The following is a 25,380-nucleotide window of genomic DNA, read 5'->3' as shown; positions in this document are numbered from 1 at the left end:
ATCGAGGGCTGGTACAACCTGCACCGCCTGCACAGCAGCCTGGGCTACCGTAGCCCCGCCGACTACGAGGCAGTCGCAGCGGCCTGACCACCACAACGATGGTGTCCGTCGGAGCGGAGCAAGCTCAGACTGAGCGGGTGAGGTCGGCGCCCCGCTTTGGCTGTGTCAGCTCGTGAACGTCGATCGTGTTGGTCTGTAGCCATCGGATCACGTGCTCAATGTGGGCAGGAGGGACAAGCCAGCGGATCACGGGGTTCTGGTCCTTGCGTAGTCTCTTCTCGCCATCCCGTGTGCGCGTGCTGAATATCCAGCCACGCAGGGCGGCTCGAAGCTCCTTTAGATCAGGTCGCCCGTTGTCCCCTGCCGAGAGTGCTTCGGTCGCGTCGGTGAGAGCTTCGGCGATGCTCTTGCGGTGGTTGCCCGATGCGTATGGCCATTTGGCATCCATGTAGGCGCAGACCAGCGTGAACCAGCTAACGGACTGTTCGTCACGCTTCCATGAGAGCGGTCGTCCGTCTTCGACGCTGAATGCTTCCCCCTTGTTCGCGGCGACCGTGAGTTCCGCCTTGAAGCTTTCCGCTTGGGCCTTGAGCCGGAACGGCGCTCTGAAAGCCGCTTTGGCCACGCGCCAGCGGACGGTGTAGGTGCTGACCTCGGCACCTTTGTAAACCTCGATTTTCCATATGCGAACGTCGTAGCTGGTATCCATCAGGCTGCATCCTCAAGGCTCGTCAACCAGCGGTCGTAGTCGATGCGGCGGATGCGCAGGTCGCCGTTGGGCAACTTGAGGCAGCGCGGGGCACGGCCTTTGGCACGCCAGTCATAGAAGGTGGAGCGGGCAATGCCCAGCTCGGCGCAGAAGTCGGCAACGGTCATGGGCTTGCCTGCGGTGGTCGCCATGAGCGTGTGTCCTTCCGGGTTTTCGTGATCGCTACGGGGTGCGGATGTCCGAATGGGAGGGGGTAGCCGTATCAACCCGTTACAGCCGTAACATTGCTGGTCAGGGTTGATACGGCTTGTCGGGGTGTTACGCCTAAGCCGTAACAGGGCCGGAAGCCGTATCGTCGTGACCTGCGGTGTTACGGCTGTAACGGCTGTTGTGGCTTCCCCGCTCCAGAGGCAAGATGACTGCCTCAGGGAGGGGTTCGGCGGCCGGGCAGTAGCGCGCCCATGCGTCGGCGAAGTCGCTGCGGCGATACCCCCTGAGTGGGCCATCAAGGAAGCGGATCATGGCCGGGCGGATGTCGTACTCGCGGAGCATCGTGCCAAGCTTCATCGCAGTCAGCCCGGCGGGGCCGTGGTCGTTCCATTCGCCTTCGGGGTCGGCCTTGAGCCGTTCCAGAAGGCTCGCGGTGGGCAGTGCGGTGTCGGTGCCGAATGCGGTACGGCAGGCGGCCAGCAGACGTACGCGCGCCGAACTCTGGTCGTTGTCGTCAGCTTCGGCGGTCAGGGTCACGGCGGCCATTCGGGCGCGCTCGGGCCAGGTGTCGCCGGCGTGATCGGCGACGATCACGAGGGGTTCCCAGGTGTCGGCGGCGCGGTCCTCGACGGGCATGGCGGGTTCCGCCTCCTCCAGGCTGCTCAGGTCGGCACGTAGCCACTGGTTGAGATCGGCGGCCAAGCCGCGTAGGGGGGTGCGGTCGCGGCGGTGCCGGTATGGTGCGGCGCTTTCGCCGGGTGCGCGCCGACGCATGCGGATCACCACGGCGCGGTCTTCGATGGTGTCGGGCATGGCGCCGATGCCGGCGAGTGCGGCCATGGCGAAGGTTGGAATGCTCTCGACGCGGTTGGTGGCGGCGTCGTAGCGTTTGGCCGGCCGGTTGCGCTGGTGTCCGGCGTTGAGCAGGCCGCGTAGGTCCTCGTTGCCGTCTGCCTTGGGGCCAAATATGGTGTCAGCCTCGTCCACGAGCATGGTCGGCGGGTCGTCGGTAATGGACCGGTAGACCGCCGCAGAGCTCGAATTGACCGTGATGAACGGCTGGTGACAGGTGGCCTCGACGATGTCGAGCAGGCGGGACTTGCCGCACCGCTTCTCCGGGCCGCGAATCACCAGGCGAGGCGCGTGCGCCCACGCCGGTTGACCGTGGGTGGCCGCGATCCACAGCGTGACGGCATCGGCGGCCTCGCTGCTCGGCAGGATGACGTAGCGGGTCAGGGCAGCGCGGAGTCGGTCGAGTAGGGCCGCGCCGGCGGGCGTTCGGTGATTCATGGTCGGTTCTCCCTCGGTGGTGCTCATGCGGCCTTGCGGCGGCGCGGTTGGGCTGTCATCCCGGCTCGTAGGCCAGAGGTGATGACAGCGGCGATCTCACGGGGAGAGTTCGGCGATAGCTCGGGGTGGCGGTGGTTGGCGAGCTCGGCGGCGCGGGTGAGTGCGGTGGTAACCACCTGCTCGGGCAGCACGCGACGGACGACGAGCTGTCCGAGGTTGAAGGCGGCCAGGTTGAGCGCGTAGTTGCGGCTTCCGCCGGGTGCGCTGGCTACGCGGTCGGCCTCGGAGCGTAGGGCGGTCTCGCCGTACTTGCTCAGCCGGTGGTCGGGCAGGTTGCCGAGCAGGTCGCTGGACGGGGCGGGTGGCGGCGCCGGGGTTAGTGCCTCGGTGAGCCAGGCCGGAAGCGGCGCCGGCGGCGCGTCGCGGATGACCTCGTAGGGGCCGGTGCCGTCGCGCTGGCGAACGTAGCTGCCGGCGGCCACGACGTAGCCGCCGTGGGCGCGGGTATCGATCAGCCAGCCGAGCCCGCCCTTGTGGCCTGCGGTGTTGCGTAGCCGTACGGCCTTTGGGGCGGTGTAGTACAGGTGCAGGCCGCCGCGCCGGGTGCGTACAGTCAGCGTGTCGCCGGGATACGGCTGGCCGCGGCGCTCGCACAGAAGGCGGAAAACCTCCTGCCCACAGGTCACGCCGTCGCGGGCGTGCTCGGCGGGCGGCTGCTCGCCGAGCTTGGGCAGGTCGAGGTCGATCACGACCAGTTTCGAGGGGCCGCATGCGATGCCGATGTTGAACGGTGCTTGTGCCCAGAATGCGGCGATGCGGCCGGGGTCGGTGGTGGCGTGGCGCTCCCAGTCGGTGAAGCCGCGCAGCGGTTTCTTGCCGTGCGGGGTGAGGGGGAAGACGTGCCAGCCGCGGGCGGCGGCGTGCAGGGCGGCGCGGGTGGTGGCGCTGGTCATGCCGCCTCCCCGAGGGCGTCGAGGTGGGCTCGGAGTGCCAAGCCGATGTGGTGGGTGTAGGCGGGCGGGATGGCCTCGTTGAGCTCCTGTTTGGTGAGCTCGCGGCCGGTCATGCCCATGGCGTCCGCGGCGGCTGCGACGGTGCTGTTGCCACCGCCGTTGACCATGACGAAGTCGCGCCACTGGTCGGTGCTGCCGTAGTGGGCCTTGCGCTTGTCGAGGGTGTGGCAGCGCACGCCCCGATGACTGCGGTGGGCGGGCCGGTCGAGGGTGAACCCGCCGACCTCGAAGTAGCGGTGCCGGAAGACCCGCAGACCGGGGAACATCAGCCCGCACAGCATCACCGGTTCATGCAGCAGGTGTTTGGCGTCCTCGACGTTCTCGATCACGTACGGTCGGCCCGCCGTGTGCAGCAGGGCGCGGGTCGGGGCGATCAGATCTGGGTGGCTGTTGCAGGTGTAGCGGTGGCGTAGGCGGGTGTAGCGCTGGCAGGGCGGCGAGGCGTGCACCACGTCGAAGGTGGCGATCCATGCCGGGTCCAGCGTCAGCACGTCGGCCTGCAGGAACGGGTAGGGGTAGTGCGGCTGAGGCGCGATGTCCACGCCGAGCACGTCGAACCCGGCGTGCCGGTAGCCGGTGGCGGCGCCGCCGGCGCAGCAGTACAGATCCAGCAGGCGCGGCCTGCTCGGCGTGCCCGCCGGGAGGAGCAAGGAACGCCCTCTGTTGATCTTGCTGTCAACGCCACCCATTGGACGCCGTCCTTTCGGGTTGCCACTGGCCGGTGCCGTCGCAGTGGCGGCACCGCCAGACCCGCACGACCTGAGCGGGGACGTGGGTGAGGGCGTCCAAGGGGGTGGCCGGGTGGACGATCAGGGACAGGCCCGCCCAACCGAGGCGGATGGCCACCAGTGGCAGGAGGACCGGGCTGGGCTCGGCGGCCACGGGCAGGGTGCCGTATCCGGCGATGCGGACCGCGTGTCCCGGACGCAGGTCGGCGGCGCGGGTCGGGACGGCGGGCGGTGGGGGTGGTGCCGGGGCGCGGCCACGCCGGCGGGTCTGGTTGCGGGTGCGGGTGACTGTCATGCTGGCAGGTGCCTTCCTTCTCGTGTTCGGGGAGAGGGCGGGCGGCCTCGACGGTTGTGCTTGGCGGCTTGTCGTCGAGGCCGCATGCCTTTCACGTCGCGCATGCATTGCATGGAGGGTTAGAACGGCGGCCTGTCGCCGGAGTTGGTGGGTACGGTGCTGGCCCACGGGTCGTCGGACCCGGCGTTGAACCCGCTGGCGTGGCCGTTGCCGCCGGTGCGGGCGGCCTTGTGCGGTTTGGCGGTGGCGAAGCGCAGGCTCGGGCCGATCTCGTCTACGGTCATCTCCATGACCGTTCGGCGGTCGCCGTCGCTGGTTTCGTAGGTGCGCTGGCGCAGGCGGCCGGAGGCGATGACACGGGTGCCCTTGGTCAGCGACTCGGCGATGTGGTCTGCGAGGTCGCGCCAGGCCGAGCAGCGCATGAACAGCACCTCTCCGTCCTTCCACTGCTCCACGCTCTTGTCGTAGGCGCGGGCACTGGAAGCGATGGTGAAGCCGGCCACCCCCACGCCGTTCTGCGTGTAGTTGAGCTTGGGGTCGTCGGTCAGGTTGCCGATGATGGTGATCGTGGTCTCGCCGGACATGGCGGGCCTTCCTTCCGAGATCGTCGAAAGAGCGGTGAAGAGGTTCGGGGCAGGGCGTGGCACCCCCGCGCTGCCACGGGCGGGGGGTCGGGGGGAGGGTTACAGGTCAGAAGGGGTGCCACGGAGCGTGGCACCTGCCGTGGCACCCCCTGTGGCACCCCCGTGGCACCGGGCGTGGCAGGGGTGTGGCACCCCTCGCGTGGCACCCATGGCAGGAAGATCGAAAAGGGTTGGCGCTCGCACTCACGCGCAGCCGTGCGCGGGTCAGGACGGGCGATGGTCCGTCCGGGTTGGTGAGGACAGGCACGCCGGGTAGGCCATGTGCGGCCAGCGGGTGCATGCTCCTACCTGTGCGGGTGTGACGGTCCGCTCGTAGGTGCGGAACGTGTCGAGCACGCCGACCATCAGCGACGGCATGCCGCGGCTCGGGTACTTGACGCCCATCACGACGCCGGGCGGGTCGATGGAGGATGCCGGCGGGTGGTAGGTGGGTGCCAGCGTGAGCGCCGTGGCCAGGGCCAGGATGCAGAGCGTCATGCGGTGTCTCCTCCGCTGTACGGTTCGGCGTACTGGCGGCCTTTCTGCGTGAGCGAGAGCATCGCCTGGCCCTGCTCGTTGACCTCCTGGTGCAGGAAGCCGAGCTTGTCGAGGCGGGTCAGCGTCTCGCTTGCCGCGCCGGCGTCGTGCTCGACGTCGTCGGCCGTCAGGGGGTGGCGGTCGCGCAGCAGCTCGACGACGCGCCAGGCGGGCGCGAGCTCGCGTGCCGCCTTCATGCCGGGCTTGGTGAGGTGGATGCGCAGTTTCGGGTTGCCCCGGGCGGTGATGGCGATGCCCGGGGCGGGCGGAGTGTTCCTGCCGTGCAGGCGGCCGGCGATGTAACCGAGGCTGGCCAGCTCCACGAGCTCGTCGCGGGTGACGCCGGTGCGTTCCCAGATCTGAGAGGCGCGGAAGCCGACGCGTGCCGCGCTGGCGGCATAGGTGTTCAGGTAGCGCAGGGTGCGCCACTGGGCGGGGGCGAAGCGCAGCGGGTCCATGTCAGGCCGCCTCCTGTCCGATCTCGGGTCGGTCGGGCATCAGGTAGCGCTGCGCTTCGTCGTCGTAGCCGCCGAGCACGCCGGCCGCGAGTAGCCGCTTGAGCTGCTTCTGGCACCACGCGCGGGACATGTCCGTGCTCTGCCACAGCGGCTTGAGGTCGCCGGAGGAGAAATCGCGGGCGCCCTCGTCCCACAGCTCTTGCAGCCACCCCATAAGCGCTTGTCCGCGCTGTTGGGGGGTCATGCTCTGCTCGGGCGGGGCGAACGTGAGCGGCGGTTGTCCGTCCGGCAGATCGGGGATCTCGTCATCGAGGTCGCCGGCGACGTCCGGATCGGGATCGTCGGTGGCCAGGTATTCAGCGGCCACGTTCCGCACGTCCTCCTCATCCTCGTTCTGCTCGGGTTCGGCGTCGCGGGGCTCCTCCAGCTCGACGGGCCAGGTGGCGCGCGGGTGCGTGCCGCCGGCCAGCACCGACAAGCGGGCCGTAGTCGGGTCCACCTTCTTGCCAGCCGCCGGCCAGCGGGCCGCGTGCTCCCGCATCGCCGCGTTGGCGGCCTCGTCGTCGAAGCGGTAGCCCTTCATGCCCCACGCGAACGTGCGCAGCGGCATCGCGATCCGCCCGTCCGGGATCGACGGGGCATCCAGGTAGGCCATCCCGGGTTGGGCGTTGGTCCACAGCTCCGGGCGGGCACCGGCGTCCTGTTGCCGTTCCGACAGACCGAACGAGGCGTCGGCCGGGGAGTCCACGCCGAAGCACATCTTCGCCAACTGGCCGCGGGCGAGCGTGGGCATCTGGGAGTAGTCCGAACGCTGCAACGACATGACGATCGTGCCGCCGGCTGAGCGGATCGCTTTGAGCATGGAAAGGAACTTCTCCTGCTCGGCGTCGGTGAGCGCGTCGAAGATGTCCGGGAACTCCTCCAGCCACAGCACCCAGTACGTCAGGCCGCAGCCCTTGACCCACTTCTGCAGCCCCTTGGAAGCCAGGTAGTTGGTACGCGGCTTGATCTGGGCCTGTAGGTCCGCGAGCATCGCCTTAACGCTGGCCTTGCTGGTCTCGAACCGATGCAGAGCTTCACGCAGCGGGCCGAGCGTCTGATCCCCCTTGGTGATGTCGCCGGCGAAAACGGCGACGTCGTAGCGGGTGATGAGCTCGCCGAGCAGGTTCCAGGCGCCGCCGATGCTCTTACCGGAACCGGTCTGCCCCATCACCTGTAGGTGGTGCCCCACCAGCGTGTATTCGAGCTCGTCGAGGTCTTGCCACAGACCGGCCCGTACCGGCTCGGCGACCGAGGCGCCGGGGCGGGAGGCGCCGGGCCAGGGAATTGGGCGCTTTATCACTCGCGGGTCGCTGATGGTGACCTTGGCCTTGGAAGCGTCGTCCGGGTCGATCGCGGTGGTGATGGAGCCGGGAGGCAGCGGGATGCCGGACTCGATGTAGGCGACCTTCTTCTGCAGGTCATCGGCGGTGTGTCGGCCGTGTTCAAGCTGCACCTCGCCCTCGACCTTGTGGGCGGTCGCCTTGACGGTACGGGCCTCGACTTCCTTCATGCCGGCCCGCTCGGCTCCACGGCCGAACAGGAACGACAGCGGGTCGGTGGCGGTGCCGGGCTCGTCCCAGCCCTTGAGCCGGATCACCGAGCGGATGTTCCATGTCAGGGCCATGGTGATGCCGCCGAGCACGCCGAGCCGCCACAGCACCGGGTGGCCGGGTCCGAGATTGACCACGGCCACGGTCCAGACGCCGGCCAGGAGCGTCGAGGCGGTGGTGTGGGTCTTGCCCCACGGGCCGCGGGCGTGCGAGGTGCCGTAGGTGACGCCGGTCAAGATGATCACGCAGACGGTGACCACGCTCGACCAGGCACCGATGGATGCAGGGCTGTAGAGGATGAAGTGCAGAGCGGCGGCCAGGCCGAAGCCGAACAGGCCGACGATCCACGGGGTGACCAGGGTGAGCAGCTTGGACACGCCCTTGGCGGCGACCTTGGCCATGCTGGATTCTTCGATCGTGGCGGTGGCGAGCTCGCGACCGCTCGTGGTGCGTCCGGGCATCAGTCGTCATCCCATCGGAAGGTAGAGGGACGCTGCTCGGGTTTGGCCTTGGGCAGGATGTCCACGAATTCCTTGCGGAACTGGGCGTGGAACTTCACCAGCTCCACCCCCGCACCGCGCTGCAGCTCGGCGGCGCGCTTGAGCCGCTTGACGACCCGCTTGGCACGCCGACGCACATCCGGAGCGCCGATCATGGCCAGCAGCGGGTGACCCTTGAACGAGCGGATCAGGACCGCATACAGCTCGTCCGAGCCCATCGCGAACTCTTCGCCCAGGTCCCGGCACAAGGCGCGGCCGGTGCGGGCGTAGTCGGTGATGGCGCGAGGCCCCGCCCACGGGATCGTGGACAGTTCCGGGATACGTCCGCGGCCGGATGACGACGCGGACGCGTGACGCGGCGCCGCGCCGTTCGAGGTGCTGGAACCGGCCGCGCGGCCACCATGCCCGCGTTCCTCGTTGATGAACACGCCGTTGTCGCCACTCATGCGTCGTCCTCCCTGGCCAGGCAGCACGTACGTCTGGTCGTTGTGGTGCGCCTCGTTTCCGGTGAAGGTCATGGCCCCTCCTCTCGTGCGGTCTCCCGCACCACCTCGGCGAAGCGGTGCAGCAGGCAGGACAGCCGGGGCAGGCCCACGTACGAGGTGGCCAGCGCGTCGATCGCGCCGGCCACCAGGACGATCACGTGACCGAGCAGGGTCAGCGCGGCCAGCACGTAGGCAACCGCGAGCATCACCACCACCCGCGCGAGGGTGGCGATATCGTCGCTGCTGTTCATCGGCGCGCACCTCGCCTATCGGCCCGGCGCGCTTCCCGGCGGGTCAAACGGGCAGTCGGCCGGCGCCGCCGCGGGAACACGACGGCCTCGACGGCGGTCAGGACGATCACGACGCAGGCGAGCGTCAGCCCGAAGCCGACCGGCGACCAGCCGAGCAGCAGCCAGGCCAGGCCCACGACCGCAACCATCACGAGCACGCTGCCGAAGTCGGGGCCGGGCCGGCGACGCGGCGCGAACTTACCGCGGGCCATCACACCTCACCCCCAACGCCGTTGCCGGCCATGAGGGCGGGCGCTTCCTGGTGCACGGGGATCACGCGGTCGCCCCAGCGGACGGCGGGAGCCTCTTCGGATTCCTCGACGACCGTCTCGACGTCCTCGACCGTCTCGGCGGGCCGGTCGGCCAGCCGAGCGTTGATGAGCTCGACCGCGCGCCGCTCGGTGATGCCGAACCGGGCGATCAGGTGGTCCGGGTGCGGCGGCTTGCCCTGCATCCGCAGTGTGGTCGCGACCAGCTCGTCAACCAGGTCGCCGATGATGGTCCGGGCCGCGGTACGGGTGAGCTTGAACCGGTCGGACAGTTTGCGTTCCGACAGCGGCTCACGCGCGAGCACGCTCGCCCCGTAGGCCAGGCGGGCGGCTTCCTCGACCGTGCCGGCCACGACCGGCGTCGGTTCGACCGGCTCGGCGGCCTCGCGGTGGGTGTGGTCCTCGACCGGCTCGGGCCAGGTCTCCACGGGGGGTACGGTGGCCGGGCGCGGGATGCGGCGCAGCATGCCCATCAGCAGCTCATAGGCGACCACGAGCACGATCGGCGCAACCGCGCTGATCAGGCTGGATGCCAGGCCACCGGACCAGCCGTGCGCGACGTTCGCCGCGAGGGTGGCGACTGCGCCGGCGATCAGCGCGAGGCGGGCCAGCCACGGCGCCTTGTCACCCCGGCGGGAGGCGTCGAGCATGACGAGCGATCCCATGATGATCACGCCGTCGATCAGGACGGGCAGCGTCCACGCCGTGGCGGTCGGCTCGCCTGCCGTCACGGCCAGGCCGTGCTGATGGCGGAAGCTGACGTAGGCGGCCACCGCGGCGATCACCGATACGACGGCGATGGCGACCCGGCGCGTGGCCAGACCCGCGGCCATCGCGCCATGAGGCGGGGCGGGAGGCGGGTCGGCCGGCTCGGTAGGGTTCGGATTCACAGTCTGGATCTCCCTTGAATGCGGGGACGGATTGAGGTCCCCGACCGGTGTTGCGACCACTGGCCGGGGACCGCTGACGAGGTGGACGGTGGCGCGGTCAGGCGGCGGCCTGCTCGGCGCAGTCGTTACAGGTGCCGAGTCGGCGCGACAGCACGTAGCCGACATCGCGCAGGCACTCGGGGCAGGTCCGGCGGACGGCATTCGCCTTGGCCAGCGCGGCACGCTGCCGGACGGTCGGGACGCGCTTCGGCAGGGCCAGCCGCACGTCATACAGGAAGGCGACCCGGACGCCACCGCGGGCGCGGTAGCGGCGCGAGCACCACAACACTTGACCCTGCACGTCCTGTCCGCCGGGCCGAAGTCCGGCGGCGGTGAGCTGTCGCAGGGTGAGCAGGTGCGGCGGCGCCATCTGCCACGGCCACGTCGGCAGTGCGTAGCGCTGGCCGGTCGGGTCCCAGAAGCGGGCGCGGATGCGGCTCATGAGTCCATCACCGACTTTCCGGTGGGGAGCCGTCAGGCCGCTTCGCGCGGCGTGGGCGTCGAGGCGCCCTGTCCGCCGAACGCGTCGAGCTCGTCAGGGGTCAGGCCCGCCCACACGCCCGCCTCGGGGCGCGCGTCGAGGGCGTAGAACAGGCAGGAGGCCCACACCGGGCACTCGGCGCACACCTCACGGGCGACCTGCTCGCGGGCGGCTCGGGCGTCGGCGGGTTCCTCGGTGAAAGCGTCGGGGCCGGCGTGCAGGTCCGGATCGAACCGGCAGGCGGCCTCCTCGGCCAGGTGACGCGGCATGCCCTCGACGATCGAGGCCAGCAACGCCTGATAACCGCGGGCGGCTTCCCGGACCAGCCGGGATTGCGCCTGGTCGTAGGCGCGATCGTGCACGGTGAACGATCGAGGCAGCTCCATAGCGAATCCCTTCGGGGCGTGCGTCTCGAAGCAGTGAGCATGAGGTGCGAGGAACAGCCCCACACGAGCCGCCTTTTCGGTGGGAGGCGGTGACCCGAATGAAGTTGTGGCAAGCAGCAGGCGCTACAGCCCCGTCGGCGTGCGGCATGAGCCACCTTCCCCGGTCTTCCGGGCTGTCGCTTCGATCTCATCTAGGCGTCTACTCGACTAGAGGAGCTCTGATTCAGGTATCTCAAACTCGTCTAGAGGAGTCAAGTACTACCTTGCAGGAAGTTGGTAAGCGAGCACGTAGGCATCGCTCGACATCACGGTGTCGCAGACCTCGACGGGTCTACCATCCTCGGCAAAAGCTGTTCGAACGAGGTGGAAGACCGGCGTTCCGGGCGCAAGCTTCAGGGCCTTGGCCTCCTCGCGCAGTGGCATCCGGGCCTTGATCTCTTCGTCGAAGTGGTCCAACCGATAGCCCATCTCCTCCAGGCGGGCGTAGATGCCTCCTGGCCCTGTGTCGGGCTCAGCGATCCGTGTCCCCCCAGCGATTGCCGCAGGCAGGTAGGAGACGGCCGTCTCCACGGGATGGCCGTTGATCAAGTAGCGGCGGGAGCGTACTACGACCTTGTCCCGCGTGGTGAGACCTAGTCGCTCCGCCACGTCGGACGAAGGGTGCTCCTCGGTGATCTGAATTGAGTCAACCGAAGGCTTGCCTCCCGCTTCCTCCGTCTCCACGATGAAGGCCGCTTTCCCTCGATCCCGGTGACGTCGAGCGAAGCGGTCGGACGCCAGCCGGCGAACTGGTGGACGCGAGCGAACAAACACTCCACGCCCGTGCTCTGCAACGGTCAACCCTTCACTTTGGAGCAGTTGTAGGGCACTTCTGACAGTCATGCGTGCCACGCCATAGTGGGCCATCAGTGTCGCCTCAGACGGAACCTTGTCTCCGGGCGCGAGGTGGTCTCCTCGCTCGATGGCCTCCCGGAGATGGTCGGCGATCTGCTTGAACACCGGGCGGTCTGACGCTGAGTCCAGGCCGGGCAGAATGAGGTCCATTGCCGGTCAACTCCTCCACTCGTACATACGTGTACTAGCTTGGGAGTCTAGCTAGGTCCAACGTGAAGGGTGGCCATGGATCAAGAGTCACGTCATTCAGTGAGCGTCGCTGGTGTCATCGTGGACGATCAGGGCAGAGCCTTGCTTATCCAGCGCCGGGACAACGGACACTGGGAAGCTCCGGGCGGCGTCCTTGAGCTAAATGAGGACATCATCAGTGGATTGCGGCGCGAAATCAGGGAAGAGACCGGCCTTGATGTCGAGCCGGAGCTACTAACTGGTGTATACAAGAACATGAAGCGCGGTATCATTGCGCTCGTTTTTCGCTGTCGTGCCACTGGCGGATCGCTAACAGTAACCAACGAGTCGCAGGACTTCCGCTGGCTGGCCGCGGACGAGGTGCGCACGCTGTCTGTCCAAGCGTTTGCTGTGCGCGTCCTTGACGCGCTAAACAGCGACGGCAAGCCTTCCATCCGAGAACATGATGGAATTCGCGTTATAGGGGATTAGGTCGATCTATTCCCGTTTTGTCCGTGTTATATCGAAGTACCGTGTTCTCTGGCGTGGATGTAAGAGATGCTCTATACGCAGGGAGAACTCGCTAGCTTGCTGCGCTGCTGCAACGCACATGAGCGACCTTGCCTTACTTCTACAAGGTCATGCAGCTTCGCGCGCTTGAAAGGCGTGATATCGAGATTATCGATTGATCTGGAGAGTTGCACTTCTAGGGCGTGATTCCCGTTTGAACGAATCCCCTCCAACGAAAGTTTATCGATAGTGAGATGGTGGGACGATGCTCAGAGATGATCTCCGCGCGACTCTGACGGTCCACTGACTGAGCCGCCGAATATGGGAAGTTCCCCTTGCTCGGCGTCATTTTTGACGCTGAAGTTGCCGATAATTGCTTCGCCAAGTTCATCGCGAGAACGAATTGATTGCCCACCTGCAGCAACCAAAATGCGATTTCCTTCAGGCGTACTCTCGCCGAAATTCAGCACGAGAACCGGCCGCCCAGCTCGCATTGCCCCTTGTCCAGCGGCAAGAGTCCCACCTTTCTCGCCGGCTTCGACAACGACCAGTGCGCGACTCAGACCGTATATTACACCGTTCCTTGCCATGGCGGCGTAGGCTGTCCATCGCTGAGATGGCTGGAACTGTGATATCACCAATACGCGCCTTGCGTCGAACGTTCCGGAGAAAACTCTCTTTATTCGGAAGTGATTGAACCCCTCTGCTAGCACTACTACAGTCTTGCCTCCCGCGGTGAGGGCGGCAAGATGGGTTGTGGTATCGACGCCCTTTGCGTAGCCCGACACTACTACCATGTTGTGTCTAGTGACCTCTTCTCCGCAAGCGTGGGCTGCCTTCAATCCGAGCTGAGTGGCGGATCGTGACCCGCACATTCCGACTGAAGGTGCATGGAAGAGATCGGAATTTCCCCAGTAGAAGAGAATCGGCGCTATCGGCCGCCCTTTCCTGATCAAAGACTTTGGATAGTCTGGATCGGTGAACATTGTAACGCGAATCGCTTTCTCGGTAAGGGCTGATGCCTCCTCTAGAATAGATTCTCTGTCCGTGTCGTCAAGCTCATCAAAAAGCTGCACTAATGCTTCCTGGCCGTGATCGCACAAAACTTGCGTTATCCGTGATGGAGTACGAAGTTCTCTGAATGCTACGAGGGCGAGAGCGAGCGTGAAGTGCTCAGCGTAGGACATGCTTAGCTCCTCATGGTGCGGACGGCACTAAGGCCAAAAACCCTTGCCGCTCCGGACTGTCGTGCTGCGAGAGCGGCCTTGCGCATCGACGATCCACTTCGACATACATCGTCTAGGACAATCACGTCCTGCCCATGCAAAGTAGTTGGGATCTCAAAGGTGGCATCGGCAGCGCTACCACCTTCCTTTGCTGGTGGCCTAGGGCCGGACGTGCATACGGTTTGAACTAGTGGCTTGTCGACCTTTTGCGCTACTGCCGCGGCGAGCTTCTCGCCGAAACTCTGTCCGTCCGCCTTGTGGCCTGGGACGGTTACTATTACATCGCCATCTCTGTATAAGGGATGGCGTCTGAAGAAGTTCGCGAACACGTCAACTAAATCTGTGCGAGCTTGATTTCTTGAGGTTCCCGCTGTGTAGTATTTACCCCTGTAGACCAATTCCCCGATGGGCGTATTCTTCCATTGCATCGGATCCTCCGACGACTCCGGGTCCTTGTACCAGTCTAGCGCTATCGAGCAATCAAGTCCGGGATTTCTTCGAAGACTTAGCACTTCGGTTAATAAACCGGCTAATTCCCGTATCTCGTTTGGCAGGCCCGTTGGGAACTCTAGCTCGTGTGTGTACGCCTGCATCCTTTCCGAAGGAACTGGCACTAACCTGCAGAGATCGGGGGCTGCCATTAGAATTTGCTGCGCCGCTTCTTCTGGTCCGCGCAGATCGAGCCACCGTAGGGGGCGATCCATGTCGCGGTACTTGTAGACCGTGTAATCCGCCAGTCGATTGGCCCTGCTGTCCGGTGTGAAGGGTGGAACAGGCCGGAAGAGTGACACGCTCTCGCTCCGAGTGTCCTAGCTGATGATGTTGGTCGCAAATGCTTGATCTCATAGTGTGAGCCCTTCGTGCAAGATTGGACAGAGATGTGAGCTACCCAAGCGCGACAAACCCGGTCAGAGCCCCCGGCTGCATCGCTGGCATGGTAGGCGGTTCTAGGCTCTGGACTATAAGGATGGCGGCCGACAGTTTGTTCGAAAGGCTATTGGCTTGCCCCTGTGACCTGCTGCTCAGCGACTTAGCGCCTGTGAAGAGGCGTTGGAGATCAGCTACCACGCCTGATCTGCGGTGGCTTCGAAGGATGAGACTCTCGACAGGGCCCCTCCAAGATGGAGCGGGCGGAACCTGGTGTGTCCGGGGCGAGAGGCTGCGTTGAATGGGTGCGAAGCTGGCCGACTCGCAAGGCAAAGGTGCAGGTCAGAGGCGCCTCCGCGGATCCCCTGTAAAACCGTCGGCTCAGCCTACGCAAGTTCGAACCTTGCACCTGCCACCAGCAGTAGCTGCAGGTCAGAGGCCCTACGGGGCCTCTTCTGCGTTTCAGGGGTGTGCAGCCGTGAGCAGTCCTGAGCGGCCGTTTGTCGCTGGTCACGCAATATACGCGCAATGATCTTGAGGGCGTTTTCCCTGGTCGGGGCGAGCTTTCGCGGGTTGATGTGCCCCTGGAGACGCAAGCGAGCCCCGGAGATCATCCGGGGCTCGGTGTGTGTGAGAGACAACGTCAGGCCGCCAAGGCGTCAGCTATCCGGCGGTTCGCGATCTCCTGTTGGCCGTCGATGCACTTGGCGTAGACCCGCAGAAGGACGTCAACGCTGTGGCCTGCCCGCTCGGCCACTTCGGGAGCCGAGACGCCCGCGTTGAGCCAGAGGGAGACGGCCGCGTGTCGGAGGTCGTACGGCCGTTTGGCGAGCGGAGAGGCGGCCTGGGAGGGCGTCAAGGCGAGCTTGCGGGCTTCCTGCCAGACCTCCGTGTAAGCCGTCGAGGCGACGACGCCGCCGCGCTCACTCTGGAAGAGCCGTCCGTCCGGACCAAGGCCGAACTCCTCGATGTGTTGCCGGAGGATCTTCACCAGGGTCGGAGGGATGGGGACGGGACGCACATCGTCACGTCCACGATGCTTCAGCCCCCGCTCTTCGTGGGCGTCCCAGGTGTCTGTCCACTGCCTGTTGACCTCAGGGCGGGATACGTCGATGAGGAAACGTCCCCAGCCGGTTGCCGGAAGATCGCAGTCCTCTCTGCGGAGGGCGATGGCTTCGGCGGGGCGAAGAGCCGCGTAGTACATGCAGGCGAACAGGGGCATGAGCCGCCGGCCTCGCCCCCGCCTGCCTACGTAGGTCACCGCGGTCAGCAGCTCTTGTGCCTGCCGAGGGTTCACCACGATTCGTGGATCGACGGTCTCGGTCGTCTTGGTCGGCTTCCACTTGATCCGGTGCAGCGGATTTGCCGAAAGCTCTTCCAACTCTACGGCGTACTCCAGAAGCGCGTGCAGGACAGCTCGCTTGCGCCGGATCGTGTTGGCGCTGGCGGCCTTGCCGTCGAGGCGAAGCGCGATGGCGTCGAGCGCCAGCCGGACGGTCTTGGCCTCGCCGAGGGCAGTCAGATCGAGCGAGGCGCCTTCGAGCCAGCGGATCACCCGTGCCGCGTCCGGGGGAGCAGCAGGCCGCTTGCTCTCGGGAAGGAGCGCGTACTTGCGCAGGGCCGTCCGCAACGACTCGACGTCAGGGCGTCCGGGACGGTCCTTCACGAGGGCGGGAAGCGCCGTGGAGAGGGCGTCCGAGATGCTGTCCCGGGTCTTGGCTGCCGCGTGAGGCCACTTCATCTCTATGTACGCCCGGACGAAGTCGAAGATCGTACGGGCGCTCTTGGCCTGCAACATGGACAGGGGGAGACCCGTCTCCATATCGAACGGCTCGCCACGCTTGGCCGCCTGCCGGAGGTCGGACAGGAGGCTTTCCGCGAGCGCCTTGGTCCTGAGAGTCTTCGACTTCTGCCGACCGCCGACCTTCCAGCGGACGACGAAGGACGGCGTCTTGCTCGACTCGTTCCGGGTGATCGTCCAGAACTTCACGTCGTAGGAGGTGTTCACGCCGCCTCCCGGAGGTCTTCCAGCCAAGCTGTGAGTTCGCTGCGGTAGATGCGGATCTCCCCGTTGGGCAGCTTGAAGCCCTGGGGTGCCTTGCCAATCTCACGCCAGCGGTAGAACGTCCGGCGCGAGATTCCGCCGAGTACGTCGAGGATTTCGGGGACCGTCATCAGCTTGTCGTCCTTCATGCTGCCCTCCCTTCGATTGCCGGAAGATCTTGGCCCGCTGCTTGGGCTTCGAGATGGGCCATGTGGGCTCGCCATCGTTGGCGTTCGGCCACGGTGCGGAGGAGCCGGACGGCCAGCGGTGGCACGTTGGCGTCTCCGGCCGGGACGGGCTTCCAGGCGTATCGGTGGGGGTCTGTGGGTTGGTCGGTTTGGCCGAGGGCTTCCAGGACCCAGGTGCGGCGGTCTTGCTTGTGTTCGGCCAGGGTCTTGTTGGACCACTTGCGGGAGACCAGGACGCGGCGGCCGGCGTAGCCAAGGTGTTCGGGCTTGTGGGCCTTGCCCCGGCAGCGGCCCGGGGTCATCCCGGCCTTGGCTCCCTTGGGCTGGATGCCGTAGCGGAGCCAGTTGGCGCAGGTGGGGGAGCAGGGTTCGTAGCGCAGGGCTTCGGCCAGGCGGGCGGCGTGGTCGCGGCGTGCTTGGTCGTCGGTGTCGAGGCTTTCGCCGAGTGACTTGGTCAGGTACTTGGACAGGTAGCGGATGCATTGGTCAGCGTCGGGGGTGCCGGCCAGCACGCCTTGCACGTCCACCTGGGTGCCGAAGCGGATCACGTGGAGGGGTTCGGCTGTGTCGTCGGTGTCGAACTGGTCGAGGGCCTCGTCCCAGGTGGGCAGGAGCTCGCCCGTGGCCGGATCGATGTAACCGGCCTGCTTGTCCCAGACGGGCAGGTGTTCGCCGTCGAAGACGACCCGGTCGGCCGGGGGCCACCACACTTGGTGGTAGGTGGCCGCCGCGATCTGCTTGATCTCCGCGCGCGGCAGGGTGCCCCTGATCGCCATGTGCAGGTGTGGGGCGAGCCGCTTCTGAGGCTCCACGGAGGCGAAGTACTGGACGTCGTAGCCCGCCACCCGGCGGAGGTTCTGCACGAAGCGATCGACCAGCTTGGAGAAGTGCAGCGCGTCACGGGCCGCCCGAGCGTAGTCGTAGGTGTCGGGATCGATCGGGACGCCGTCGCGGATCTTGCCATAGCTGGGCAGGGTCAGCGTGACGAACAGTGAGGGCCGGTAGATCTTGCCATCCGAGCTGGTGAACGTCCGGCCGAGTGTTGTGCTGGCCATCTTGCGGCGGGGCAGGTCGGGGGCGTCCTGGCGTCGCCGGGTGGATCGGGTGCGCTTGGGCGTAGTCCGGCCGAGGACATGGCCGCGCATTCCGGCCGCGTTGATCTCGTCGTCCAGACCGGAGATGACCGCGTCCAGGTCGGTGGTGTCCTCGCTGGCCTGCTCGGCGGCGTCGCGGCGGGCTTGCATGTCGGCGCGGAACTCGATCAGCCAGCGTTGTTCGTCGTTCGGTTCGTCCGGGGTGATGGCGGGTTCGTGGTCGAGGTGCCAGCCTTCCCGGCATTGGGCCATGCGGAGTTGCCGGTTGCGCTTGGCGCACGGCGGGCAGACGGCCTCTCGCGTGGCTCCGCAGGGCACGTCGATGATCTCGCTCTGCCCGGTCTGGAGGTCGATGCGCTTGAGTGCGACGGGTCGGATGCAGACGCCGTACTGCTTGGCGACCTCCAGAGCGACGTCACGCGCCCACGGCATGCGCAGCCGTTCGGCCCGGGGCAGAGCGCGATCGTAGGTCACGGCTCCTCCCCTTCGTCGGCGACGATGAGCGCGCCCTGGCCGCATTCGCGGCACTCGACGAGGCCCGGCTCCAGGTCGAGCCAGAGTGTGTTGTCGGACTGGCAGGTCGAGCAGCGCAGTCCCTCCAGCAGGTAGGCCACGTCACGCATCGGGGTGCACCTCCGTCTCGGCCATCTCCGCGCACAGCCGGTACCCGCCGTCGTAGGGGTGGGCGAGGACGCGGGCCTGGTAGAGCTCGAAGACCCGCATGCGGGGCAGGTCCCGGGCAGTCAGGAGAACCATCAGCGGGCGGCCCGTCACCAGGTCGAGTTCGTCGGCGGTGCCGTGGAAGCAGATCCTCATGCCGCCCTCCCGAAGGTGGCGACCATGGCGCGGATGTCGTTGTCGGAGACGTAGGCCGCGCGGACCCGGACGGGTTCGGGGCTGCTCTCCAGCCGAACGTAACCGATGCCCGCGCCGAGTTCGGGGACGGGGGAGATGTGGTCTGCAAGGGCTCCCCGGTCGCGGGCGCCGTCGCCGAGGACCATGTCCACCTGTTCCGACTCGTCCAGCCGGAGGGCGATCTTGTCGGGGAACAGGTTGCGGATGTTCATGACCTCCTTGCGGGGGTCCTGGAGTGCTGCCAGGACGCCGACGCCGACCGCGCGGCCCTGGGTGGTGAGGGTGGCCAGCGCGCCGGAGATGCGTTGCTTGAGCTGCCGGTCTGTCTGGTACGCGGTCAGGAACGCCACCTCGTCGACCACGACCAGGACGAACGGGTCATCGACGGTGGGCGTGTGGTTGCGCTGGAGTCCGGCGAATCGAGCGGCGCGCTTCTGCATGATGCTGACGGCCTCGTCGAGGAGGTCGGCGCACTCTTCCGGGGTGGCGGCGTAGCGTGACCCGAACAGGTCCCGGCCGTAGGACAGTTCCATCAGCTTGGGATCCAGCGCCCAGAGTTCGGCCAGGCCTTCGGCTACGGCGGGGAGAAGCCCGCGGATCGCGGACCACAGAATCGAGCCCTTACCGGCCCCGGTCGCGCCGGCGACGAGGACATGGGTGCCGTGGACCCTGAGCCGCCACGGCCGCCCGTCCTCCTGCTTGCCGACCTCGATCGCCTCGACGGTGGCCGCGTCCGGCAGCGGGCGTGATGGGATCGGGACGGAGAGGGGGTCGTGACGCGGGAAGGTGAGTGTCAGCCGCCCGGAGTGAGTCAGCGCGACCCGGCAGGAGACGGCGCCGAAGCCCTGGGCGAGGTGGTCGATGCGATCGGCCCAGTCCTTGACCGCCTGTCCCTTGAGCATGCGCACGGCTACCAGGTCCGCCCACGGGGTGCAGGTGACCTTGACGAGGCGGGGCAGGTAGTCGCGTCCCCGGATGTGCCTGCCGAGACCGGAGACGATCATGACGGGTTGCCAGTGCCGCCGGTAGATCCAGATGAGCCGCCACCAAGCTTGCAGCCGACGCCCAACCAGCCGGACGAACGAGTCCCTATCGGTCAGCGCCCAGGCGGCGAGTCCTGCCGGGGTGGGTGCGGTGAGCAGAAGCGCGGTCTGCCAGCCGTACAGGATGGTGAGCACGCCAGGAGCGACGACGGCGAGCACGGCGATGGGGTGTCGCCAGGTCATCCGGACCAGCCCGGCCAGGACACGTCCGGCGAGGATGATCAGGGTGAGGATGGCGGGAGTGGTGACGACGGCCGGGCGGAAGACGACGGCCGTGTCCGGGGTCGTGGAGACGAGGTTGCGCGCCTCGTCGCCAGGTAGGCGCTTGAACATAAGCTGGACACCTCCTCGTTGATGTGGAAGTCGCGGGAGAACAAGGGGGCCGCCGGAAGTTGCCGCTTCTGGCGGCCCCGCCTTACTGGTCAGGCCGCCCCGGGGGTGGCCTGGTCGGTGGCCGACTGTTCGGCGCGCAGGCGCTCGCAGTCGGTCAGGTAGCGAGCAGCGGCGTTGAAGATCTCGCGGGCGGTGTCCAGGTCGGCGCTGGTGACCGGCCCGGCTCCGGTGGTGGAGATGTGCACGTCCGTGTCACGCGACCGGATCTCCAGGTACGGCCGCGGGTCGTTGAACAGCATTCCGGCGCTGACACGCAGGCCCGGCGTGTAGAACGAGATCGCCAGCCGGGGCTCGGAGTCCGGTCGCATCGACAACGTGACGTAGGTGTACGGCCCGGAGCTCACGCCGCCGCCTCCCTACCGGCTGGTGTGGCCTGCTGCTTCGGGCGGGCGGGCTTCATGCCGGTGGCCCGGTAGGAGTAGGCCAGCCGTCCGGCCGGGTTCACGTACGGCGTGATGGTCATGCCGGTGAATTCGACCGGCGCGATCGGCAGGCCGGCCAGCGCGGGCGGGGCGACGGGCTCGGTCTCAGAGAGGATCTTGACCGCGATCGTCTTCTGCCCGGCCTTGAGGTTCGGGTCGCCGTCCATGACCGGGATCTGCCAGATCGGCTCACCGGTCGTCTTGTCCCGGGCGTAGACGGTCTTGCCGCCGGTCGAGGCCTCGAAGTTCTTGACCTGCTCGACCTGGCCGACGATGAAGCAGCCGTGCGGGAACGCCTGCTCGAAGCTGACCGGGATCGGTCCTTGGATCGCCATGAATGCTCCTCCTTTCAACGGGGACGGCCATTCGTTCGCTCGTCCACTTGTCCGAATAAGTTGAGAGTAGGTGATCGCGACTCGTCCGCACAAGTAGATAAGCGGTAAGGGGGGTAAGAGTTAGCTCACCTTGAAGACATCTTCGAGCTCGTGCAGGCTCCCCGGCAGGGCCAGGCTGATCACCATCAGCGCGTTGCCGGCTGGGTCGTGCACAGTGGCCAGCACGCCGAGGAGCGGCCCGGACGAGCCGAGCAGTTCGGCCTCTTCCTCGGTCGGCGGGCGGGCGTTGATCCGCTCGGTGATGTGGTCGAAGCGCAGGTGCTTGACGGCCTGGAGGTGCTGGCGGATGCCGCGCCGCAAGGGTTCGGGCTTGTCCAGGTCGGTGCCGAGGGCGTGTTCCAGCGGGACCCAGACGGTCTCTACCGCCGAGATCACATCGGCCTGCCGCGCGAGCCGCTTGCGTACCACCACGGGAGTCTTCTCGGCGACGCCCAGCAGCCGGGCGATATGGCGGGGAGCTGGAACCCTTCCGGCCTCAAGGACCGCATCCGGGCTCTCGCCATGCTCCGCTGTCGTCAGGCTGGGGCGTACCCGGTCGGCCGCGCTCTGTGGACGGCCTTTGACGAACGAGCCGCGCCCGTGCTCCCGTTCGATCCATCCCTGCATGGCGAGGGTCTGCAACGCGCGTACGACGGTGGTCCGGCCGACGCCGAGTTCGCGTACAAGCTGGGTTTCGGACGGCAGCATGTCACCAGGGGCGTACTCGCCCGACTCGATGCGGTCCTGAATCGTCCGCATGACCTGCGCGTATTTAGGTGGGGCGAAATCCATGCCCATCTCAACCGCCCGTTCACTCTTCCACTTGTGCGCATAAGCACAGTACCGGCTGAGCTCAGGCCTGTCAGCGGCCCGCGTTCATAAGCGAGCAGGATGTAACTCAGGAGCCTGTCACGAGGGACGCGCACGCGGGGCAAGCCCGGGGAACGTGCGGAGAGAACCTGACCGACCAGCCGCAGAACGGCAGCGGCCGGACTGGAGCCGAGCAGAGGCTGGCCGTTGTGCCGGGGATGACCGCGTGCACCTGGCCCGCCGAGAGGCCGACCACGTAGTCCAGGGGACAAGCCACCTCGATCGGCTCTTTGAGATCGAGATCGTCCCATTGCAGTGGCCAGCGTAGAACCCCGCAGGGCAGACCGAACGGGTGCTCATCGAGCTGCACCAGAGCCGCAGTGCCGTTGCGGAGCTCCGCGACCACGACCCCCTCACGGCCCATCAGCGCAGCGCTGTTGGCACGGATGCGGGCGTGACTGTGCAGAGTGCTCACGATGGTGGCCCGCCAGCCGATCCGGCTCACAACGGCTCCGCCGAGGTTCCAGGGCGGTGCGAGGTGATCGGGTGGTGCTGGGCGCGGAGCTCGGCGTACCGCATGGCGATCCGGCGGGCCGCCCGGAGAGGATCAGACGCCGGATGCCAGGCGTAAATGACGCGGCGGCGATCGGCATTCCATCCGGTACGCCACCAAAGACGTTCGCCGTCGCACCACACGACCAAGCCCACCCAGACTGAAACCAGTGCCAGCCCGTAACCGTCGTGGACGTCGGAATTGATGCCGTCTCGCTGCAAAGCGTCGCGGAGGATTTCCGCTGACCGGCATGGGTCCAAAGTGACCATGGCCGGGGAGATCATTTTTCCACCCGCTCGAATCGCACCGACTCGGCGGGATCCACGTAGGCGCGGAAGATCTCGCGTTGAGCCTGGGCGTTCTCGCCGGCGCCGAAGTCGTAGCAGGTGTGCCGGATGCTGCCCCGGATCGAGGTTTCGCGCGGCATGGCGCGCATCGCCGTGCGCAGCTCGTCCATCGCGGTCGCCTGGAACCCGCTCCATCCGCTCGGACCAGCGACTTCGCCGTTCTCGGTGAGAACGCGGACGGTCCAGGAGAAGCCCTCTCGCTGCGTCTCAGGGGCGCCGATGCAGGAAAGGCAGTCCTCCTGAGCGGACGCGGCCAGGCCCAGCCCGGAGGCGGTCACGTGGCCGCGACGAGTGACGATCTTCCAGCCTCGTCCCTCGCACTCTGTGCATCTAACTGGCGTTGTCATGCCGGTCAGCATGAATGTCCATGCTTTTCAGACCTATCTCACGCTGATATAGCACGAGCGCATATAGGCTCCACGGCGGAGCACGACATCATCCCGGCAACGGAAAGCCGGAGGTCCGAAATGCAAAATGGCGCGTTCGACCCAATTGAGCTACCCGCCGCCGTCTGGGATCAGGACGAAACCCGGGAAATACTCAAGAACCGCGACATTGCCGGACTTTTCAGGATCGCCCGCAAATACGGCGCCAGTCAGGTCCGCATCGGCACCGCCACCGGCCTTGGCCAGCCTCGCGTCAACAAGATCCTCAACGGGGGCGGCTGCATCAAAGAGCTCGCCGTCATCGAGCGCGTCGCCAACGGTCTCCGCCTGCCCGACCATGCCCGCATGCTCCTCGGCCTGGCCCCGCTCGCCGGTACACCCCAGGCCTACGAAGAGGACGACGAGCACGAAGACCAGGCCCGCGAACTCGCCGAACTGCTGGACAGCACGGCCACCATCGACCCCACCACGGTCATGATCCTGCGCACCGACACCAACAACCTGCGCCTCCTGGACCGGCGGCTCGGGGGAGTGGCCATCGCCGACAAGATGCGCGCGCAGATCTCCCAGATCCAGCGCGCACACCGTCACGCCGTACGCCCCGCCATGCGCGCCGAACTCGCCCACCTCCTCGCCGAAACCGCCTCCCTGGCCGGATGGCAGGCCATCAACGCCCTGACCCTCAAAGACGCCTGGCTCCACTATGAACAGGCCAGAGCCGCCGCCTACGAAGCCGAGGACCCGGCCGTCCTGGCCTACGTCTCCGGCGAACAGGCCTACGTCCTGATGGAACTCGGCCGGCCTGCTGAGGCGATGAAGCTCCTGCAGCACGTGCATGCCCAGCATCACACCCGCGTACCTGCCCGGCTCAGGACCTGGCTCTCAGCCGCTGAGGCGGAAGCCGCCGCTGTCCTGGGCGACGAGGCCACCTGCCGCCGCGCCCTCGATCAAGCCGTCTCGCTGCTCCCCGACGGGGACGCCGACCCGGACACGCCCTACCTGTCGATCAACACCCACCACCTGGCCCGCTGGCGCGGCAACTGCCTGGTCCGCTTCGGCGACCCCGCCACCGCCGAGGACCTACGCTCAGCCTTGGCCGGAATGGACGGCACCTACAACCGCGCCGAGTCCGGCGTCCGCTGCGACCTCGCCCACGCCCTGCTCGCCGCTGGCGACCCCGAAGCTGCCCAGCCCCACATTCAGCGAGCCCAGCAGTTGGCCACCATGACCGGCAGTCGCCGGCAACGCCGCCGCATCAACGAACTGGCCAAGGCCGTCAACCGCGGTCCTGGTTGTTGAGCCACACCTGAGCCTGAAGCACTCCGACCAAGGTCCCCGACGTCCAGATGTCCCCGCGTGCCACCATGCCCGGGATCTCACTCATGGGGATCCACTCGATCCGGTCGGCCTCCACCTCACCCTCAGGCCTGCCCACCAGCTCGGCCCCGCGCCCCACGAACAGGATGTGCTCGGAGTCGACCATCCCCGCCATGGGCTGATACGAGACCAGAAGTTCCAAGCCTTTCGGCCGATACCCGGTCTCCTCCTCCACCTCCCGCAGAGCGGTGACCATCGGATCCTCACCCGCCTCGATCAGCCCACCGGGAAGCTCCCACCCCCACCGATCGAACACGAACCGATGCCGCCACATCAGCAAGACCCGATCCTGCTCATCCAGCACAACCGCGATCGCGGCCCGATCCAAGTGCACCACGTGATGCTCGAAGCGCTCCCCACCCGGGATCTCCACATCCGCCAGCCCCAACCGGATCCACCGGTTGTCATAGACCAGCCGCTCCCCATGTACGACCCAGCGTGTCAGCTCAGCGTCATCAGTCACATCGCGAAGTTACCGTCTTGCGCATCTCCAGTACATGGTTTCCGACGCCGCCCACCGAGATCTCTGACCACTGACCGTTCAACCTAAATCACCCCGAAATCGGCCTGAGGAGGCCGCCACGCCCGGACTGCGAGCACTCCACTTTGTATCAGGCCTCTTTACGGCGAAGCTCTGCCTTGAAGCTGCCTCTTCACATGAGAGTTCTACTAGTTATCGTTGGAGTTGGCTTGCAAGCTGTCAGGGCTCACGGTTCCTGATCGCCTGATCAGTGAGGATACGTAGTACGCGATCCGCATTAGCAAGAGGATAGGCAGCCCAGTTGTGGGCCAGGGACACAGGGATGACTGCATCGTCGTACAATCGGCTGCCCATTCGATCCAAGACCTCCAGGGTCCGCCTTAGGGTAGGGAAACGAGATGGATTATCGGCGCCGCTGTCCTTCCCTTTTGTATAAGCCAAACCCTCCTGGGGAGGGACAGTGATAACTAGTAACTGGCCATCCGCAGCATGATAGAAGAACTTCCTGCCGTAGTAGGTCTCAGTAAGACTTTGAACTCGAAGCACCTCTCTC

33 protein-coding genes are annotated in these 25,380 nt (G+C 66.6%); 2 read left to right on the top strand and 31 right to left on the bottom strand.

Annotation, left to right across the window (positions count from 1 at the left end; all coding sequences use genetic code 11):
• Window positions 1–124: 124 nt before the first annotated feature.
• From KME80_RS27805 to KME80_RS27725, 17 genes are all read right to left on the bottom strand, one after another.
• Complete coding sequence (locus KME80_RS27805) at window positions 125–709, bottom strand: hypothetical protein (protein ID WP_219509309.1); 585 nt, start codon at window positions 707–709, stop codon at window positions 125–127.
• Window positions 709–900, bottom strand: a complete 192-nt coding sequence (locus KME80_RS27800; RefSeq protein WP_219509308.1) for a helix-turn-helix transcriptional regulator — start codon at window positions 898–900, stop codon at window positions 709–711. Before KME80_RS27800 ends, KME80_RS27805 begins: the two co-directional genes overlap by 1 nt.
• 133 nt (window positions 901–1,033) lie before the next feature.
• Complete coding sequence (locus KME80_RS27795) at window positions 1,034–2,236, bottom strand: DUF3631 domain-containing protein (RefSeq protein WP_246645885.1); 1,203 nt, start codon at window positions 2,234–2,236, stop codon at window positions 1,034–1,036.
• A complete protein-coding gene (locus KME80_RS27790) occupies window positions 2,233–3,162 on the bottom strand; it encodes a bifunctional DNA primase/polymerase (protein WP_219509307.1) in 930 nt (309 codons plus the stop codon). Before KME80_RS27790 ends, KME80_RS27795 begins: the two co-directional genes overlap by 4 nt.
• Window positions 3,159–3,911, bottom strand: coding sequence for a DNA cytosine methyltransferase (locus KME80_RS27785; RefSeq protein ID WP_246645884.1), 753 nt, complete (start codon window positions 3,909–3,911; stop codon window positions 3,159–3,161). Before KME80_RS27785 ends, KME80_RS27790 begins: the two co-directional genes overlap by 4 nt.
• A complete protein-coding gene (locus KME80_RS27780) occupies window positions 3,898–4,245 on the bottom strand; it encodes a hypothetical protein (protein ID WP_219509306.1) in 348 nt (115 codons plus the stop codon). The genes KME80_RS27785 and KME80_RS27780 overlap by 14 nt, the downstream gene beginning before the upstream one ends.
• 119 nt (window positions 4,246–4,364) lie before the next feature.
• Window positions 4,365–4,829, bottom strand: coding sequence for a single-stranded DNA-binding protein (locus tag KME80_RS27775; protein ID WP_219509305.1), 465 nt, complete (start codon window positions 4,827–4,829; stop codon window positions 4,365–4,367).
• Window positions 4,830–5,093: 264 nt separating this feature from the next.
• Window positions 5,094–5,366, bottom strand: coding sequence for a hypothetical protein (locus tag KME80_RS27770; protein ID WP_219509304.1), 273 nt, complete (start codon window positions 5,364–5,366; stop codon window positions 5,094–5,096).
• Window positions 5,363–5,863 (bottom strand): hypothetical protein, encoded by a 501-nt coding sequence (locus KME80_RS27765; protein WP_219509303.1) that lies wholly within the window; start codon window positions 5,861–5,863, stop codon window positions 5,363–5,365. The genes KME80_RS27770 and KME80_RS27765 overlap by 4 nt, the downstream gene beginning before the upstream one ends.
• Before the next feature lies 1 nt (window position 5,864).
• Window positions 5,865–7,916 (bottom strand): hypothetical protein, encoded by a 2,052-nt coding sequence (locus KME80_RS27760; protein WP_219509302.1) that lies wholly within the window; start codon window positions 7,914–7,916, stop codon window positions 5,865–5,867.
• A complete protein-coding gene (locus KME80_RS27755; RefSeq protein ID WP_219509301.1) occupies window positions 7,916–8,473 on the bottom strand; it encodes a TraA-like protein in 558 nt (185 codons plus the stop codon). Before KME80_RS27755 ends, KME80_RS27760 begins: the two co-directional genes overlap by 1 nt.
• Window positions 8,470–8,691, bottom strand: a complete 222-nt coding sequence (locus KME80_RS27750) for a hypothetical protein (RefSeq protein WP_219509300.1) — start codon at window positions 8,689–8,691, stop codon at window positions 8,470–8,472. The genes KME80_RS27755 and KME80_RS27750 overlap by 4 nt, the downstream gene beginning before the upstream one ends.
• A complete protein-coding gene (locus KME80_RS27745) occupies window positions 8,688–8,942 on the bottom strand; it encodes a hypothetical protein (protein ID WP_219509299.1) in 255 nt (84 codons plus the stop codon). The genes KME80_RS27750 and KME80_RS27745 overlap by 4 nt, the downstream gene beginning before the upstream one ends.
• Window positions 8,942–9,832 (bottom strand): DUF2637 domain-containing protein, encoded by an 891-nt coding sequence (locus KME80_RS27740; RefSeq protein ID WP_219509298.1) that lies wholly within the window; start codon window positions 9,830–9,832, stop codon window positions 8,942–8,944. The genes KME80_RS27745 and KME80_RS27740 overlap by 1 nt, the downstream gene beginning before the upstream one ends.
• 154 nt (window positions 9,833–9,986) lie before the next feature.
• On the bottom strand, window positions 9,987–10,370 hold the full coding sequence (locus KME80_RS27735) for an RRQRL motif-containing zinc-binding protein (RefSeq protein WP_219509297.1): 384 nt from the start codon (window positions 10,368–10,370) through the stop codon (window positions 9,987–9,989).
• Window positions 10,371–10,402: 32 nt separating this feature from the next.
• On the bottom strand, window positions 10,403–10,795 hold the full coding sequence (locus tag KME80_RS27730) for a WhiB family transcriptional regulator (protein WP_219509296.1): 393 nt from the start codon (window positions 10,793–10,795) through the stop codon (window positions 10,403–10,405).
• Between the two features lie 258 nt (window positions 10,796–11,053).
• Window positions 11,054–11,839: a GntR family transcriptional regulator gene (locus KME80_RS27725; protein WP_219509295.1), complete on the bottom strand. Its 786-nt coding sequence runs from the start codon at window positions 11,837–11,839 to the stop codon at window positions 11,054–11,056.
• A gap of 75 nt (window positions 11,840–11,914) precedes the next feature.
• Here KME80_RS27725 and KME80_RS27720 point away from each other — a divergent pair, with 75 nt between their 5' ends.
• Window positions 11,915–12,349, top strand: a complete 435-nt coding sequence (locus tag KME80_RS27720) for an NUDIX hydrolase (protein WP_219509294.1) — start codon at window positions 11,915–11,917, stop codon at window positions 12,347–12,349.
• Window positions 12,350–12,636: 287 nt separating this feature from the next.
• On the opposite strand, the gene KME80_RS27715 is transcribed toward KME80_RS27720, so the two are convergent.
• The 13 genes from KME80_RS27715 to KME80_RS27655 all read right to left on the bottom strand — a co-directional run bounded on the left by KME80_RS27715 (window position 12,637) and on the right by KME80_RS27655 (window position 22,942).
• Complete coding sequence (locus KME80_RS27715; RefSeq protein ID WP_219509293.1) at window positions 12,637–13,554, bottom strand: DNA-processing protein DprA; 918 nt, start codon at window positions 13,552–13,554, stop codon at window positions 12,637–12,639.
• Between the two features lie 1,549 nt (window positions 13,555–15,103).
• Window positions 15,104–16,468 (bottom strand): tyrosine-type recombinase/integrase, encoded by a 1,365-nt coding sequence (locus KME80_RS27710; protein ID WP_219509292.1) that lies wholly within the window; start codon window positions 16,466–16,468, stop codon window positions 15,104–15,106.
• The gene (locus KME80_RS27705) at window positions 16,465–16,653 is read right to left on the bottom strand and encodes a helix-turn-helix transcriptional regulator (protein ID WP_219509291.1); all 189 of its coding nucleotides are present in this window, start codon (window positions 16,651–16,653) and stop codon (window positions 16,465–16,467) included. The genes KME80_RS27710 and KME80_RS27705 overlap by 4 nt, the downstream gene beginning before the upstream one ends.
• Window positions 16,650–18,218, bottom strand: a complete 1,569-nt coding sequence (locus tag KME80_RS27700) for a replication initiator (RefSeq protein ID WP_219509315.1) — start codon at window positions 18,216–18,218, stop codon at window positions 16,650–16,652. The genes KME80_RS27705 and KME80_RS27700 overlap by 4 nt, the downstream gene beginning before the upstream one ends.
• Before the next feature lie 38 nt (window positions 18,219–18,256).
• Window positions 18,257–18,409, bottom strand: a complete 153-nt coding sequence (locus KME80_RS27695) for a hypothetical protein (RefSeq protein WP_219509290.1) — start codon at window positions 18,407–18,409, stop codon at window positions 18,257–18,259.
• Window positions 18,402–18,602 (bottom strand): hypothetical protein, encoded by a 201-nt coding sequence (locus KME80_RS27690; protein ID WP_219509289.1) that lies wholly within the window; start codon window positions 18,600–18,602, stop codon window positions 18,402–18,404. Before KME80_RS27690 ends, KME80_RS27695 begins: the two co-directional genes overlap by 8 nt.
• The gene (locus KME80_RS27685) at window positions 18,599–20,017 is read right to left on the bottom strand and encodes an FtsK/SpoIIIE domain-containing protein (RefSeq protein ID WP_219509288.1); all 1,419 of its coding nucleotides are present in this window, start codon (window positions 20,015–20,017) and stop codon (window positions 18,599–18,601) included. The genes KME80_RS27690 and KME80_RS27685 overlap by 4 nt, the downstream gene beginning before the upstream one ends.
• Before the next feature lie 89 nt (window positions 20,018–20,106).
• Complete coding sequence (locus KME80_RS27680) at window positions 20,107–20,421, bottom strand: hypothetical protein (RefSeq protein ID WP_219509287.1); 315 nt, start codon at window positions 20,419–20,421, stop codon at window positions 20,107–20,109.
• Window positions 20,418–20,834, bottom strand: a complete 417-nt coding sequence (locus KME80_RS27675) for a plasmid replication, integration and excision activator (protein WP_219509286.1) — start codon at window positions 20,832–20,834, stop codon at window positions 20,418–20,420. The genes KME80_RS27680 and KME80_RS27675 overlap by 4 nt, the downstream gene beginning before the upstream one ends.
• A 120-nt stretch (window positions 20,835–20,954) precedes the next feature.
• Window positions 20,955–21,665: a GntR family transcriptional regulator gene (locus KME80_RS27670; protein ID WP_246645882.1), complete on the bottom strand. Its 711-nt coding sequence runs from the start codon at window positions 21,663–21,665 to the stop codon at window positions 20,955–20,957.
• A 106-nt stretch (window positions 21,666–21,771) separates the two neighbouring features.
• Entirely contained in the window at window positions 21,772–22,188 is a 417-nt protein-coding gene (locus KME80_RS27665; RefSeq protein ID WP_219509282.1) for a hypothetical protein, read from the bottom strand.
• Window positions 22,185–22,520: a hypothetical protein gene (locus tag KME80_RS27660; RefSeq protein WP_219509281.1), complete on the bottom strand. Its 336-nt coding sequence runs from the start codon at window positions 22,518–22,520 to the stop codon at window positions 22,185–22,187. Before KME80_RS27660 ends, KME80_RS27665 begins: the two co-directional genes overlap by 4 nt.
• Entirely contained in the window at window positions 22,517–22,942 is a 426-nt protein-coding gene (locus KME80_RS27655) for a hypothetical protein (RefSeq protein ID WP_219509280.1), read from the bottom strand. Before KME80_RS27655 ends, KME80_RS27660 begins: the two co-directional genes overlap by 4 nt.
• A gap of 108 nt (window positions 22,943–23,050) precedes the next feature.
• Between KME80_RS27655 and KME80_RS27650 the strand changes: the two genes are divergently transcribed.
• Window positions 23,051–24,268, top strand: coding sequence for an NsdA family TPR-like regulatory protein (locus KME80_RS27650; protein ID WP_219509279.1), 1,218 nt, complete (start codon window positions 23,051–23,053; stop codon window positions 24,266–24,268).
• Here the strand turns inward: KME80_RS27650 and KME80_RS27645 are convergent.
• Window positions 24,246–24,809, bottom strand: a complete 564-nt coding sequence (locus KME80_RS27645) for an NUDIX hydrolase (RefSeq protein ID WP_219509278.1) — start codon at window positions 24,807–24,809, stop codon at window positions 24,246–24,248. The genes KME80_RS27650 and KME80_RS27645 overlap by 23 nt on opposite strands.
• Between the last annotated feature and the right edge of the window lie 571 nt (window positions 24,810–25,380).

The organism is Nonomuraea ceibae (assembly GCF_019396325.1).
Lineage (GTDB): Bacteria > Actinomycetota > Actinomycetes > Streptosporangiales > Streptosporangiaceae > Nonomuraea > Nonomuraea ceibae.
The sequence above is the reverse complement of the archived record's forward strand: the minus strand, read 5'-3'. Positions and strand labels throughout refer to the sequence as shown.

Excerpts from the sequence above, each read along its gene's own strand:
- KME80_RS27805 (WP_219509309.1), bottom strand. The coding sequence starts at position 709 with ATGGATACCAGCTACGACGTTCGCATATGGAAAATCGAGGTTTACAAA.
- KME80_RS27800 (WP_219509308.1), bottom strand. The coding sequence starts at position 900 with ATGGCGACCACCGCAGGCAAGCCCATGACCGTTGCCGACTTCTGCGCC.
- KME80_RS27795 (WP_246645885.1), bottom strand. The coding sequence starts at position 2,236 with ATGAGCACCACCGAGGGAGAACCGACCATGAATCACCGAACGCCCGCC.
- KME80_RS27790 (WP_219509307.1), bottom strand. The coding sequence starts at position 3,162 with ATGACCAGCGCCACCACCCGCGCCGCCCTGCACGCCGCCGCCCGCGGC.
- KME80_RS27785 (WP_246645884.1), bottom strand. The coding sequence starts at position 3,911 with ATGGGTGGCGTTGACAGCAAGATCAACAGAGGGCGTTCCTTGCTCCTC.
- KME80_RS27780 (WP_219509306.1), bottom strand. The coding sequence starts at position 4,245 with ATGACAGTCACCCGCACCCGCAACCAGACCCGCCGGCGTGGCCGCGCC.
- KME80_RS27775 (WP_219509305.1), bottom strand. The coding sequence starts at position 4,829 with ATGTCCGGCGAGACCACGATCACCATCATCGGCAACCTGACCGACGAC.
- KME80_RS27770 (WP_219509304.1), bottom strand. The coding sequence starts at position 5,366 with ATGACGCTCTGCATCCTGGCCCTGGCCACGGCGCTCACGCTGGCACCC.
- KME80_RS27765 (WP_219509303.1), bottom strand. The coding sequence starts at position 5,863 with ATGGACCCGCTGCGCTTCGCCCCCGCCCAGTGGCGCACCCTGCGCTAC.
- KME80_RS27760 (WP_219509302.1), bottom strand. The coding sequence starts at position 7,916 with ATGCCCGGACGCACCACGAGCGGTCGCGAGCTCGCCACCGCCACGATC.
- KME80_RS27755 (WP_219509301.1), bottom strand. The coding sequence starts at position 8,473 with ATGACCTTCACCGGAAACGAGGCGCACCACAACGACCAGACGTACGTG.
- KME80_RS27750 (WP_219509300.1), bottom strand. The coding sequence starts at position 8,691 with ATGAACAGCAGCGACGATATCGCCACCCTCGCGCGGGTGGTGGTGATG.
- KME80_RS27745 (WP_219509299.1), bottom strand. The coding sequence starts at position 8,942 with ATGGCCCGCGGTAAGTTCGCGCCGCGTCGCCGGCCCGGCCCCGACTTC.
- KME80_RS27740 (WP_219509298.1), bottom strand. The coding sequence starts at position 9,832 with ATGGCCGCGGGTCTGGCCACGCGCCGGGTCGCCATCGCCGTCGTATCG.
- KME80_RS27735 (WP_219509297.1), bottom strand. The coding sequence starts at position 10,370 with ATGAGCCGCATCCGCGCCCGCTTCTGGGACCCGACCGGCCAGCGCTAC.
- KME80_RS27730 (WP_219509296.1), bottom strand. The coding sequence starts at position 10,795 with ATGGAGCTGCCTCGATCGTTCACCGTGCACGATCGCGCCTACGACCAG.
- KME80_RS27725 (WP_219509295.1), bottom strand. The coding sequence starts at position 11,839 with ATGGACCTCATTCTGCCCGGCCTGGACTCAGCGTCAGACCGCCCGGTG.
- KME80_RS27720 (WP_219509294.1), top strand. The coding sequence starts at position 11,915 with ATGGATCAAGAGTCACGTCATTCAGTGAGCGTCGCTGGTGTCATCGTG.
- KME80_RS27715 (WP_219509293.1), bottom strand. The coding sequence starts at position 13,554 with ATGTCCTACGCTGAGCACTTCACGCTCGCTCTCGCCCTCGTAGCATTC.
- KME80_RS27705 (WP_219509291.1), bottom strand. The coding sequence starts at position 16,653 with ATGAAGGACGACAAGCTGATGACGGTCCCCGAAATCCTCGACGTACTC.
- KME80_RS27700 (WP_219509315.1), bottom strand. The coding sequence starts at position 18,218 with ATGCCGTGGGCGCGTGACGTCGCTCTGGAGGTCGCCAAGCAGTACGGC.
- KME80_RS27695 (WP_219509290.1), bottom strand. The coding sequence starts at position 18,409 with ATGCGTGACGTGGCCTACCTGCTGGAGGGACTGCGCTGCTCGACCTGC.
- KME80_RS27690 (WP_219509289.1), bottom strand. The coding sequence starts at position 18,602 with ATGAGGATCTGCTTCCACGGCACCGCCGACGAACTCGACCTGGTGACG.
- KME80_RS27685 (WP_219509288.1), bottom strand. The coding sequence starts at position 20,017 with ATGTTCAAGCGCCTACCTGGCGACGAGGCGCGCAACCTCGTCTCCACG.
- KME80_RS27675 (WP_219509286.1), bottom strand. The coding sequence starts at position 20,834 with ATGGCGATCCAAGGACCGATCCCGGTCAGCTTCGAGCAGGCGTTCCCG.
- KME80_RS27670 (WP_246645882.1), bottom strand. The coding sequence starts at position 21,665 with ATGGATTTCGCCCCACCTAAATACGCGCAGGTCATGCGGACGATTCAG.
- KME80_RS27660 (WP_219509281.1), bottom strand. The coding sequence starts at position 22,520 with ATGATCTCCCCGGCCATGGTCACTTTGGACCCATGCCGGTCAGCGGAA.
- KME80_RS27655 (WP_219509280.1), bottom strand. The coding sequence starts at position 22,942 with ATGCTGACCGGCATGACAACGCCAGTTAGATGCACAGAGTGCGAGGGA.
- KME80_RS27650 (WP_219509279.1), top strand. The coding sequence starts at position 23,051 with ATGCAAAATGGCGCGTTCGACCCAATTGAGCTACCCGCCGCCGTCTGG.